The sequence below is a fragment of the Bacillus sp. 9.4 genome, from assembly GCF_055486415.1.
Genome location: NZ_JBVFMU010000005.1, coordinates 1 through 12,279, shown reverse-complemented (window position 1 = coordinate 12,279; position 12,279 = coordinate 1). Strand labels below are relative to the sequence as shown.

10 protein-coding genes and 1 rRNA gene are annotated in these 12,279 nt (G+C 43.4%); 8 read left to right on the top strand and 3 right to left on the bottom strand.

Features of this window, described 5'->3' with window-relative positions; all coding sequences use genetic code 11:
- The first annotated feature begins 4 nt into the window (after positions 1-4).
- The 7 genes from nagZ to ACZ07B_RS17710 all read left to right on the top strand — a co-directional run bounded on the left by nagZ (position 5) and on the right by ACZ07B_RS17710 (position 8,790).
- Positions 5-1,933, top strand: a complete 1,929-nt coding sequence (gene nagZ, locus ACZ07B_RS17740; RefSeq protein WP_464877495.1) for a beta-N-acetylhexosaminidase — start codon at positions 5-7, stop codon at positions 1,931-1,933.
- A 13-nt stretch (positions 1,934-1,946) separates the two neighbouring features.
- The gene (locus ACZ07B_RS17735) at positions 1,947-3,191 is read left to right on the top strand and encodes an exo-beta-N-acetylmuramidase NamZ family protein (RefSeq protein ID WP_070548397.1); all 1,245 of its coding nucleotides are present in this window, start codon (positions 1,947-1,949) and stop codon (positions 3,189-3,191) included.
- A 190-nt stretch (positions 3,192-3,381) separates the two neighbouring features.
- On the top strand, positions 3,382-4,971 hold the full coding sequence (btr, locus tag ACZ07B_RS17730) for a bacillibactin transport transcriptional regulator Btr (protein WP_464877494.1): 1,590 nt from the start codon (positions 3,382-3,384) through the stop codon (positions 4,969-4,971).
- Positions 4,972-5,061: 90 nt separating this feature from the next.
- Positions 5,062-6,015: an iron ABC transporter substrate-binding protein FeuA gene (gene feuA, locus ACZ07B_RS17725; protein WP_282627572.1), complete on the top strand. Its 954-nt coding sequence runs from the start codon at positions 5,062-5,064 to the stop codon at positions 6,013-6,015.
- A gap of 18 nt (positions 6,016-6,033) precedes the next feature.
- Positions 6,034-7,038, top strand: a complete 1,005-nt coding sequence (locus ACZ07B_RS17720; protein ID WP_015715127.1) for a FecCD family ABC transporter permease — start codon at positions 6,034-6,036, stop codon at positions 7,036-7,038.
- Positions 7,031-8,041: an iron ABC transporter permease FeuC gene (gene feuC, locus ACZ07B_RS17715; RefSeq protein WP_464877493.1), complete on the top strand. Its 1,011-nt coding sequence runs from the start codon at positions 7,031-7,033 to the stop codon at positions 8,039-8,041. The genes ACZ07B_RS17720 and feuC overlap by 8 nt, the downstream gene beginning before the upstream one ends.
- Positions 8,038-8,790, top strand: a complete 753-nt coding sequence (locus ACZ07B_RS17710) for an alpha/beta hydrolase (RefSeq protein WP_464877492.1) — start codon at positions 8,038-8,040, stop codon at positions 8,788-8,790. The genes feuC and ACZ07B_RS17710 overlap by 4 nt, the downstream gene beginning before the upstream one ends.
- Positions 8,791-8,799: 9 nt before the next feature.
- Here ACZ07B_RS17710 and ACZ07B_RS17705 read toward each other — a convergent pair whose 3' ends face one another.
- Complete coding sequence (locus ACZ07B_RS17705) at positions 8,800-9,720, bottom strand: bile acid:sodium symporter family protein (protein WP_072557088.1); 921 nt, start codon at positions 9,718-9,720, stop codon at positions 8,800-8,802.
- A 145-nt stretch (positions 9,721-9,865) separates the two neighbouring features.
- Positions 9,866-11,302, bottom strand: a complete 1,437-nt coding sequence (locus ACZ07B_RS17700) for a SulP family inorganic anion transporter (protein ID WP_464877491.1) — start codon at positions 11,300-11,302, stop codon at positions 9,866-9,868.
- Between the two features lie 443 nt (positions 11,303-11,745).
- Between ACZ07B_RS17700 and ACZ07B_RS17695 the strand changes: the two genes are divergently transcribed.
- Entirely contained in the window at positions 11,746-11,922 is a 177-nt protein-coding gene (locus ACZ07B_RS17695; protein ID WP_249852470.1) for a hypothetical protein, read from the top strand.
- Between the two features lie 151 nt (positions 11,923-12,073).
- Here ACZ07B_RS17695 and rrf read toward each other — a convergent pair.
- Positions 12,074-12,189, bottom strand: a 5S ribosomal RNA gene (rrf, locus tag ACZ07B_RS17690).
- Positions 12,190-12,279 lie beyond the last annotated feature (90 nt).

Genomic DNA, 12,279 nt, shown 5'->3' with positions numbered 1-12,279 from the left:
TTCTATGAGACCTGTCTTTCCGCTTATCCTTTCAGCCGTTCTCTTTCTTTCATGCTTTTTCGGGGCCAGACAGACAGAAGCCTCTGCATCCAAACGTTCAATCGATGCCAATCAGATTGTCAATCGTATGTCGTTAGATGAAAAACTCGGCCAGATGCTGATGCCTGATTTTAGAAATTGGCAAAAGGAAGGCGAGTCCTCTCCGCAAGCCCTTACAGAAATGAATGATGAAGTCGCCAGCCTCGTCAAGAAATATCAATTCGGAGGCATCATCCTTTTTGCAGAAAATGTAAAAACAACAAAACAAACTGTCCAACTGACAGACGATTACCAAAAGGCAAGTCCAAAAATCCCGCTCATGCTGAGTATTGATCAGGAAGGCGGCATTGTAACGCGGTTAGGGGAGGGCACTAATTTCCCAGGGAATATGGCGCTGGGCGCAGCCAGAAGCAGAATCAATGCGTATCAGACCGGCAGCATCATCGGGAAAGAGCTCTCTGCCTTAGGCATCAATACAGATTTCAGCCCTGTCGTGGACATTAACAATAATCCTAATAATCCTGTAATCGGCGTACGGTCATTCAGCTCCAACCGAGAACTGACATCACGCCTCGGTTTATACACGATGAAAGGGTTGCAGCGGCAGGATATCGCGTCTGCCCTCAAACATTTCCCGGGACATGGAGACACGGACGTTGACAGCCATTATGGACTGCCGCTAGTTTCCCATAACCAAGAACGGCTTCGCGAAGTCGAGCTTTATCCTTTTCAAAAAGCAATTGATGCTGGTGCTGATATGGTGATGACAGCCCATGTTCAATTCCCTGCCTTCGACGACACCACATACAAAAGCAAACTCGATGGATCGGACATTCTGGTTCCAGCTACACTTTCGCAAAAAGTGATGACAGGTCTTCTTCGTCAGGAAATGGGCTTTAATGGGGTCATCGTTACCGATGCGCTCAATATGAAGGCAATTGCAGATCATTTCGGACAGGAAGAGGCTGTGGTCATGGCTGTTAAAGCTGGTGTCGATATTGCATTAATGCCAGCCTCAGTCACTTCAATGAAAGAAGAACAGAAATTCGCACGTGTCATTCAAGCTTTAAAAGAAACCATAAAAAACGGGGATATTCCTGAACAACAAATCAACAAATCAGTTGAAAGAATCATTTCCCTGAAAATAAAACGCGGCATGTATCCAGCGCGAAACAGCGACAGTACAAAAGAAAAAATAGCCAAAGCCCAAAAAATCGTAGGAAGCAAGCAGCACCTGAAAGCAGAGAAAAAAATAGCTGAAAAAGCAGTAACTGTATTAAAAAATGAACAGCACACTTTGCCGTTCAAGCCTAAAAAAGGCAGCCACATCTTAATTGTGGCACCTTACGAAGAACAAACTGCTTCAATCGAACAAACCATTCACGATCTCATCAAGCGAAAGAAAATCAAACCCGTATCTGTCGACAAAATGAATTTTGCCAACCAAGTATTTAATGCCGAGCATGCAAAACAAGTAAAAAAGGCTGATTATATCATAACCGGCTCCTATGTCGTCAAAAATGACCCTGTCGTCAACGACGGTGTCATCGACGACACAATATCAGATTCAAGCAAATGGGCCACCGTGTTTCCGAGAGCTGTCATGAAAGCCGCACTGCAGCACAACAAACCATTTGTCTTAATGAGCCTGCGCAACCCCTATGATGCAGCCAATTTCGAAGAAGCAAAGGCACTGATTGCAGTCTATGGCTTTAAAGGATACGCAAATGGCCGTTATCTTCAACCTAATATTCCGGCCGGAGTGATGGCGATTTTCGGCCAGGCAAAACCTAAAGGCACACTTCCAGTTGACATCCCATCAGTCACGAACCCGGGGGACACCCTTTATCCATATGGCTACGGATTAAATATCAAAACGGGAAAACCGCTTTAATAAGGAGGGACACATGAGAAAAACAATATTCGCTTTTCTGACAGGGCTCATGATGTTCGGAACGATAACCGCTGCCTCTGCTTCACCCGATTCAAAGAATCAAACGGCTAAAAAACCTAAAGTCCAGACTGGGATAGACACGCTCTTGCCAGACTATAAAAAACAGCTCAAGGGAAAACGCATCGGACTGATCACCAATCCAACCGGAGTAAACGCATCTCTGAAAAGCAGTGTCGATATTCTTTACGAGAACCCAGATATCAAACTGACAGCTTTATTCGGCCCTGAACACGGCGTCCGCGGTGACGCCCAGGCTGGAGACGAAGTAGGCTCTTACATTGACGAAAAAACCGGGGTTCCCGTATACAGCCTCTACGGAAAAACGAAAAAACCGACTCCAGAAATGCTGAAAAATGTCGATATTCTAATGTTTGACATTCAGGATGTCGGGACCCGTTTCTACACGTACATTTATACAATGGCATACGCAATGGAAGCCGCTAAAGAAAACGGCATTCCATTTATGGTGCTGGACCGTCCGAATCCTCAAGGCGGGAATCATATTGAAGGACCAATCTTAGAACCTGAATACGCCTCATTTGTCGGATTGTATCCCATTCCATTGAAGCATGGGATGACGATAGGCGAATTGGCTTTACTGTTCAACAAAGAATTTAGTATTGATGCCGATCTTACAGTGGTAAAAATGAAACACTGGAAGCGAAAAATGGATTTTGACGATACCCGATTGCCTTTCGTCCTCCCTTCGCCTAACATGCCGACGGTGGAAAGCACATTTGTTTATCCTGCAACCGGGCTGATTGAAGGAACAAATATATCCGAAGGGCGAGGGACAACAAAGCCATTCGAATTGATCGGAGCTCCCTTTATCAAAAGCACAGAACTTGAAGAAACATTAAACAGCCTCCATTTGCCGGGCGTTACATTTAGGGCAGCATCCTTCACACCGACGTTTTCTAAACATCAAGGAACGCTTTGCCACGGTGTGCAGCTCTATGTGACAGACAGAGATAAGTTTGAAGCCGTTAAAACGGGTCTTTCAGTCATTAAAACCATACACGATCTCTATCCTGAGGATTTTGAGTTCCTGTCAACAGGTTCATTCGATAAACTGGCAGGCAACGGCTGGATCAGGACAAAAATTAAAAATGGAACTTCGATTGAGAACATCATAAACAGCTATGAAAAAACACTCCAACAATTCAGCAAAACAAGAAAAAAATATCTCATTTATTAGAACGTAAGCATCGTATGTTACACGTGTAACATATTCTTACCGAACGAAAGACCCTTACTTTTACACATAAGTAAGGGTTTTTTTCATACTAAAAAACCACCCGCTTTATATAGGAAAACTTTCATTTATTTGGTACAATTTTTATTGAAAATGATTATCAATTGAATGCTTCTGAAAAGGTGGTCTACTCGTGCAAAATGCAGTGATTTATCAACCAGTACAAATTGAATATCTAAAAAAGACAAGTGATCTCTTCTCAGAACAGCAGTTAGCCGATTCATTCGTGCTGATTTTTCATTTAAAAGGAAACGGCTATATTTCGATCGGAACAAACACCAATCCTCTGCAAAAAAAGACACTTTATGTTTGTCCGCCTAACGAGACCTTTGGCTTTACGCCAGCAGCCGATGGACATATAGGTGCCTGTATAATCAGGCTTCAAAGCTATATCAAGGAAACCGGGCAAGATATTTTCACACCGTGCACAGAATCGGAATTAGCCAACCTGAAGCTTATGAATGTTTCACATATCGAAAATCTTGCAGTCCGGCTTCAAGAGCTTGCCGCACTATGGAATGAATCGTCTCAGCTTTCTCAGCTAAAATGTGGGATTGAAATACAAAGCCTGATTTATGACCTTTTTACTGCCAGTTTATCTGATCAAACGGATACACATTCAGCAATCGAAAAAACAAAACACTATATCGAAACCCATGCCGATACAAAAATCACGCTTGCCCAGCTGTCGCAAATGGCAGGAATCAGTGCCAAACACTACAGTGAAAGCTTTAAAAAATGGACAGGACAGAGCGTAACAGAATTTATTACGAAAACACGAATCACAAAGGCAAAACGGCTCATGGCAAAATCAAACTGCAAATTGAAAGAAATCGCACACCAAACCGGTTATCAAGATGAATTTTATTTCAGCAGAACCTTTAAAAAATATACAGGCTGTTCACCTACAAGCTATATGAAAAAACGCCGAAAGAAAATCGCCGCATACGGAAGGGGCACAATGGGCCATCTCATCCCTCTTCACCACATACCTTTTGCGGCCGCTCTGCATCCGAAATGGACGTCTTACTACTATCAGCATTATTCGACAGATATACCCGTCCAGCTCAGTGCATACCGGTTTAATGAAAAGTGGGAAGAAAACCTGTACACGTTATCACAGGCAGAACCAGATGTGATTGTCAGCATGGATTCTATTTCTCCAGAAGAAAAAGATCGCCTGAATCGCATCGCAGAAGTCATGTACCTTCCTTCAGAAGAAAGCTGGAGAACCCACTTTCTGCAAACTGCCTCATTTTTAAAGGAGGAGTCCGAAGCAGAAAAGTGGCTAGCGGATTATGACCAGCAGACAACAGCCGCCAAAAAAACACTTCAGCACGTTCAAGGGCTGCGTTTTCTCTTTTTGAGGCTGCATAAGCAAAACTTCTATCTGGCTCATAACCGAAGTGTCCGCGAAGTTTTCTTTGGGGATTTAGGATTCAGCTCGGCAACAACGGCTGACACACCTTCAGAACAAGCGATTTCGTTAGAAAATATCGCAAATTACCAAGCTGACTGTATGATGCTTTTTCTTTTTAAAGAGCCGGAGACCATAGCTTACTACCAGCAATTACAGCAGACAGAAGCATGGCAAAACCTAAGCGCGGTACAGAATAACCGTGTTTATCTTCTATCCCTTGATCCGTGGAATGAATACTCAGCTTGCGGGCACGAACGCATCGTTCAGCAAACTGTTTCTTTACTATCCGGAGATTATCCATGATAAATCAGGAATTTGTCCATGGTGTTATATCTGTTCATTCTCTATAATTCCAATTGATAATAGTTATCAATTGAACAGGGGGCTCTATAGATGAAAAAGATATCTCTTACCTTATTAATCTTGCTTCTCGCGCTGACAGCGGCAGCTTGCGGCAGCAAAAATGAATCAACTGCCAGCAAGGCAAGCGGCACAGCATCTGAGAAAAAGAAAATTGAATACCTTGATAAAACATATGAAGTAACTGTACCGACAGACAAAATCGCCATTACGGGAAGCGTTGAATCAATGGAAGACGCGAAATTGCTTGACGTTCATCCGCAAGGCGCAATTTCATTCTCCGGCAAATTCCCTGATATGTTCAAAGACATTACTGATAAAGCCGAACCAACCGGAGAAAAAATGGAGCCAAATATTGAAAAGATTCTTGAAATGAAGCCAGATGTTATCCTAGCTTCAACAAAGTTTCCGGAAAAAACGCTGCAAAAAATCAGCACAGCAGGCACGACGATCCCAGTTTCTCATATCTCTTCAAACTGGAAGGAAAACATGATGCTGCTTGCCCAGCTGACTGGAAAAGAGAAAAAAGCTAAGAAAATTATTGCAGACTATGAACAGGATCTAAATGAAACAAAAACAAAAATCAACGATAAAGCGAAAGATTCAAAAGCGCTTGTCATCAGAATCAGACAAGGCAATATTTACATTTACCCTGAACAGGTGTATTTCAACTCCACACTATATGGTGATTTAGGCCTTAAGGCGCCGAATGAAGTAAAAGCTGCAAAAGCGCAAGAGCTTATTTCATTAGAAAAATTAAGTGAAATGAACCCAGACCATATTTTCGTCCAATTTTCTGATGATGAAAATGCAGACAAACCTGATGCCTTAAAAGATTTAGAGAAAAATCCAATCTGGAAAAGCCTTAAAGCAGTCAAAGAAGACCATGTGTATGTCAACTCAGTGGACCCTCTCGCACAAGGCGGCACAGCTTGGAGCAAAGTCCGTTTCCTGAAAGCGGCTGCTGAAAAATTGACACAAAACTAATTCAGAGTAGGTTTTTGTATGTATTCAAAACAGTGGACACGTATCATATTGATTACTTCTCCATTTGCTATAACGCTGTCGCTTTTGCTTTCAATCCTTTATGGGGCAAAGCATCTTAGCACAGATATTGTTTTTACATCTCTTATTCATTTCGATCCGGGAAACACAGACCATCAAATTATATGGCACTCCCGGATTCCAAGGGCTGCCGGCGCTCTGCTCATAGGGGCAGCCCTTGCTGTTTCTGGAGCGCTTATGCAGGGCATTACGCGCAATTATTTAGCTTCGCCATCCATTATGGGTGTTTCAGATGGTTCAGCGTTTATCATTACGCTTTGCATGGTTCTGCTCCCGCAATCATCTTCGATTGAAATGATGATATACTCTTTTATCGGCTCAGCGTTAGGAGCGGTGTTAGTATTCGGCCTTGCCGCCATGATGCCAAACGGATTTACCCCCGTGCAGCTCGCCATCATCGGCACAGTCACAAGCATGCTGCTCAGCAGCTTATCAGCGGCCATGTCGATTTATTTTCAAATTTCTCAGGATCTCAGTTTCTGGTACAGTGCCAGACTTCATCAAATGAGTCCGGATTTCCTGAAGCTTGCCGCTCCGTTTTTCCTGATTGGCATTATAATGGCCATTTCTCTCAGCAAAAAGGTAACCGCTGTATCATTAGGGGACGACATTTCTAAAAGCCTGGGGCAAAAGAAAAAAACCATTAAAATCATGGCGATGCTTTCCGTCATCATTCTAACCGGCAGTGCCGTAGCGCTGGCCGGAAAAATTGCGTTTGTCGGGTTGGTTGTTCCGCATATCACGAGATTTCTCGTCGGCTCTGATTACAGCAGGCTGATTCCGTGTTCCTGTATTTTGGGCGGAATCTTTTTAACCCTGTGTGATCTCGCAAGCAGATTTATCAACTATCCGTTTGAAACACCGATTGAGGTCGTAACATCCATTATCGGCGTACCTTTCTTCCTTTATTTAATTAAACGAAAAGGAGGGGAGCAAAATGGCTAAAAAATATGCATTGTTCATCGCTTTGATTCTTGTTGTCAGCTATTTCAGCTTAACGAGCGGATCATTTTCTGTTCGTCCTGCTGAGCTGCTCTCCACTCTTTTTCAAATCGACCCGAATCCGCAGTATGAAATTTTGCTGTTCGATTTAAGACTGCCGCGGGTTGTCATGGCTGCTATTATTGGACTCGGTCTTGGCATTGCAGGCGCTGTTATCCAGGCCATCACGAGAAACGGGCTTGCTGACCCTGGAATTCTCGGAATCAACGCAGGGGCGGGAGCTGGCATTGTAGCGTTTATGCTCTTATTCCAAGGCCAGAAGGAAGTGACATCCATAGCTGTAGCGATGGGAATGCCGCTCTTTGGATTGATAGGCGGACTCATCGCGGCGATCCTGATTTACATATTTGCATGGCACAGAGGCAATTTAGATTCAGGAAGAATTATTCTGGTAGGGATTGCGATCAATTCAGGATTCAGCGCCCTGTCTTTGTTTTTATCTTTAAAAATGGACCCGCAAGACTATCAAATGGCCATGGTGTGGAAAAACGGAAGCATCTGGTCTGCCAACTGGATGTATATCACAGCCGTTCTCCCATGGATGCTGCTGTTTATACCGATTCTTATCGGCAAATCCCGCCTGCTCGACACCATTCGTTTTGATGAAGACACAGTCAGAAGCCTCGGCATTTCATCAAATAAAGAAAAAACCATCCTGCTCGTTGCCTGTGTAGCAATCATCAGCGCCTGTGTCTCCGTAGCGGGAAGCATGGCGTTTGTCGGCTTAATTGCTCCCCATATCTCACGGAGACTGGCTGGCGTCGAACATCGCTATATCCTGCCACTGAGCGGTTTAATCGGGATGCTTCTTGTGATAAGCGCAGACTTTGCTGGAAAACTGTTTTTTCAGCCCGCAGAAGTGCCCGCAGGCATCATTTTGGCGATCCTCGGAGTTCCTTATTTCTTATATCTGCTTTTCAAGCAAAAAAAGGGGGAGAATGCTTGAAAGGATCTCTTTCAGAACACAAAGCCGGCAACAGGAGGTTCACGCTGTACCTCCCTCCTTCCTACAGCACAGACAGCGGGGGATTTCCTGCTGTTTACGTGCAGGATGGCAGTTCTTTGTTCCAAAACCAAATCGAATTATTAGAAAGCGCATTTCAACAGCAAAGGCTCCCTGAACTCGTGCTGATCGGTATCGAACCCGAAAACCGGCTTGATGAATACACCCCATGGCCGGCTGCATCACTCAGTGATCGGTTCACGGACTTCGGCGGAATGGGATATCACTATCTGTCTGATATAACGAACCAGTTCATTCCGCTAATCGAAGAAAACTGGAACGTCACCAGGGAACCGCAGTCAAGAGGAATGATCGGTGCCTCATTAGGCGGCCTCATCTCAATGTTCGCCATATTAAAATATCCGTCAATGTTCGGGAAAATAGGCTCTATATCAGGTTCATACTGGTACGAGAACGCAGCGGAAACCATTCATATATCTTCTTTAAAGCCCGGCACTGCACGTGTTTTCATGTCTGTCGGGAGTGAAGAAGGCCGTGAAAAACAATCCATTCAGCGATATATGCTGAAAAAAACAAAGCAAGTTCATCAAAGTCTAAAAGAAAAAGGCTTCACTGAAGACCAGTTGTATCTTTCAATTGAAAAAGGAGCGGTGCACCACCGCAAGTATTTCTGCAAACAGTTCATCAACGCGCTCGAATGGCTATACGGAAAAAACCGCTCAACCCTATGAGCGGTTTTTTTATGCTTTCTGCAACATTGGTTTTAATTCAAAACGATTCAGCATATAGCCAAACAAAGCAGCCAATATCTGCTGAAACAGCATGCCGATCACAACAGGAACGGCAACCTGAGACGGGAAGAACGTAACGGCAAGAACTGCGCCGGCACTAATATTCCTCATGCCTCCCGTAAATATAAGAGAGACTATTTCCTCTTGCCGCCTTTTCATCATTTTTCCGATCAGCCAAGCAGCGGCATAGCCTGTTAACGCGATAAAGAATACCGTTACAGCTATTCCTGCAAATCTCAAATCAATGGATTTGAAATAAGGAGCAATCGCTGAACTGTTAATCGCAATCACTGCCATCAAGCAAAGCTTTGAAAAAGGCGACAGCGCACTGCTCACAGACGCAGTTCTTTCTGGAGATGACATCTGATTAAACAGCATGCCCAAAAAAGAAGGAATCACGACCATTACAATCAGACCTTTCATCATTCCCCACACATCCATGTGAACCTGAGCGCCGGCCAGCAATGAAAGACTCAGCGGTACGATTAGCGGTGACAGCACAGTATCAACTAAAATAATCGAAAGTGTCAAACCGACATTCCCTTTGTACATCGCTGCCCAAATCAAGCTTGTAATCCCCGTAGGAATCACAACAGCCAATGTTAAACCGGTAATCGTCAAAGGATCACCTTTAAATATAAGATGGCCGCTGCCCCAAGCAAAAAGCGGCATGAAAATATGAAGAACGAATAGTGCAAGAATCATAGGGAGAGGGTGAGACAATGCATGTCTCAAAGATTGAAAGTTCGCGCTCAAACTGCCTGCAAACGTAATAAAAGCAAAGATCCAAGGCACAGCCCATTCATACCCATTTAAAAACTGAGACAGCAGCACGCCCAGCACCACACTAGTCGGCGTCAACAGCGGCATCACTCTCCCCAATACACGGTTCAGCTTTTGAAGCATCATATGCAAGTCCCCTATTTAAAATTTCTCTTCTCTCTATTATATCAATGCTGCTTAAGTGTATGTTATATAAAAAAGCCCAGATCTCATTAATCTGGGCTTCTCTATTTTATGCCATCTGTTTCATTAGAGATTTACTCGCTTTATTCAAACCTTTTAACTCAGCTTCAATGCCTTGTTCCTTAAACTTCGCAACAATCTTATCAAGTGCGGCCGCACCAGAATCGTCCCATACGTGAGCTTCAGTTAAGTCAATCACAACCCGCTCAATATCCTCTTGATATATAAACGCATTCGTAAGATCAGTCACTGACGCAAAAAAGATTTGCCCCTTCACTTGATACGTTCTAAGCTTTTGATCCTCTGCATGAGAAACGATTTTCAGCTTCGAGATTTTTGCTACAAAGAACACGGCACTTAAAAGAACACCGACAAATACACCCTTAGATAAGTCATCCGTCACAACAACCGTAACCACAGTCACAACCATGACAATCGAGTCCGTGAGCGGCGCTTTTTTGAGACCTTTTAAAGAAGACCAATCAAAAGTGCCGACAGACACCATAACCATTACAGCTACTAACGCCGCCATTGGGATTTTCACCACGACATGACTTAACACCGCAATTAAAAACATCAGAAAAGCACCGGCAACAAATGCTGACAAACGTCCGCGACCGCCCGCTTTTGTATTAATGACAGATTGTCCGATCATAGCGCAGCCTGCCATTCCGCCAAAGAATCCAGTCACGATATTCGCAATTCCCTGTCCGCGGCTCTCTTTATTTTTATCACTGTCCGTATCCGTCATTTCATCAATAATCTGCGCTGTCAGCAAAGATTCAAGCAACCCGACAAACGCTAAAGCAATTGAATAAGGAAAAATAATTTGCAGTGTTTCAAAGGTAAACGGAACATCAGGGATTAAGAAATGAGGCAATGAACTAGAAATATTGCCCATATCACCAACCGTCCGCACATCCACATGGAAAGTGACCGCAATAATTGTCATCACAATAATCGCCACAAGCGGAGACGGAACAGCAGTCGTAAACCTTGGCAGCACATAAATAATAACCAACGACCCGACAAGCATCGCATACATGCTCCAAGAAGCACCTTCAAACTGGGGAAGCTGCGCAGAGAAGATAAGGATCGCCAGCGCATTCACAAACCCGATCATCACAGAACGCGGGATGAATTTCATTAATCTTGCAATTTTACTGATACCTAAAATCACTTGAATAATGCCAGTCAAAATCGTAGCCGCAAATAAATACTGAAGCCCATGATCAGCAACCAGCGACACCATAACGACTGCCATTGAGCCTGTCGCAGCTGAAATCATGCCAGGTCTGCCGCCAAAAATAGAAATAATAATGGCTATACAAAATGACGCATAAAGACCGACCATCGGATCCACACCGGCTATAATAGAAAAGCCAATCGCTTCAGGTATTAACGCTAACGCAACTAAAATGCCAGCAAGAATGTCTTTTCGGATATTCCCGAACCATTGCTGTTTTAATGTAAAACTATTATTCAAATATAACGACTCCTTTTTAGTAAAAAATAAATCCGCACCATATCTATTGTATTGGGAGCTTTTTTTATTTTACGGGAGAAAATGAAAAGAAAAACGACCGGAGAAAACGGGGAAACGTTGAGTATATTGTATTGAGGCAAGGAGTTGTCATACAAAGAGTATCATAATAAATTTTTATCAATTACGCAAGATGATTGCTGAAGAAAAAAATGGCTCAAATATAGTCTGAGACATTTTATCATATCCGGATGAAACCAAGAATCGTTTTAATGACAGTAATATCTTTTCTCTCATTTGGCAACCCGAGCCGGTTTCCGAAAAAATAACCTATCATCATTATCTCAGGCTGATAAATATGAGCGGCCTCATTTAACTCTGTATTTTGGCAATCAATAAAACAGCTTTTGCAGGGATTATTCTTAGTTTTTTCTTAGGACTTATTTATGGCCGGCATGTTCGCCATTATCTTAATTGTCACCAATCAATTTTATCATGGAAAAACAGAACAAACGACAGGCATGCTGCTCGCTGCCAATGGATTGGCGGCACTACCCTGCCAATTGCAGTCGGATGGATTCTGGATGAGTCTCCCGTTCAAACTGCATTTTGATTATTTATGACTCTCATGTTGATCATGCTGGGGATTGTATTGGAATTCAAAAGTATTAGAAAACTTTAAAAAGCAGAAGCTTGATAAAATGAATACTGCCGAAAGCAACTCAGCACAGATATAAAATAAAAAACCCAGCTCAATGAGCTGGGTTTAAGCTTGCTTGGCGGCGTCCTACTCTCACAGGGGGAAACCCCCGACTACCATCGGCGCTGAAGAGCTTAACTTCCGTGTTCGGTATGGGAACGGGTGTGACCTCTTCGCTATCGCCACCAAACAAATTGAGAGTGTTCTCTCAAAACTAGATAACAGGTGTGACATCATTCAAAAATATGGTTAAGTCCTCGATCGATTAGTATCTGTCAGC

Coding starts and splice junctions, on each gene's coding strand:
- nagZ (WP_464877495.1), top strand. CDS start 5: ATGAGACCTGTCTTTCCGCTTATCCTTTCAGCCGTTCTCTTTCTTTCA.
- ACZ07B_RS17735 (WP_070548397.1), top strand. CDS start 1,947: ATGAGAAAAACAATATTCGCTTTTCTGACAGGGCTCATGATGTTCGGA.
- ACZ07B_RS17720 (WP_015715127.1), top strand. CDS start 6,034: ATGTATTCAAAACAGTGGACACGTATCATATTGATTACTTCTCCATTT.
- ACZ07B_RS17695 (WP_249852470.1), top strand. CDS start 11,746: ATGGCCGGCATGTTCGCCATTATCTTAATTGTCACCAATCAATTTTAT.
- ACZ07B_RS17705 (WP_072557088.1), bottom strand. CDS start 9,720: ATGCCGCTGTTGACGCCGACTAGTGTGGTGCTGGGCGTGCTGCTGTCT.
- feuA (WP_282627572.1), top strand. CDS start 5,062: ATGAAAAAGATATCTCTTACCTTATTAATCTTGCTTCTCGCGCTGACA.
- feuC (WP_464877493.1), top strand. CDS start 7,031: ATGGCTAAAAAATATGCATTGTTCATCGCTTTGATTCTTGTTGTCAGC.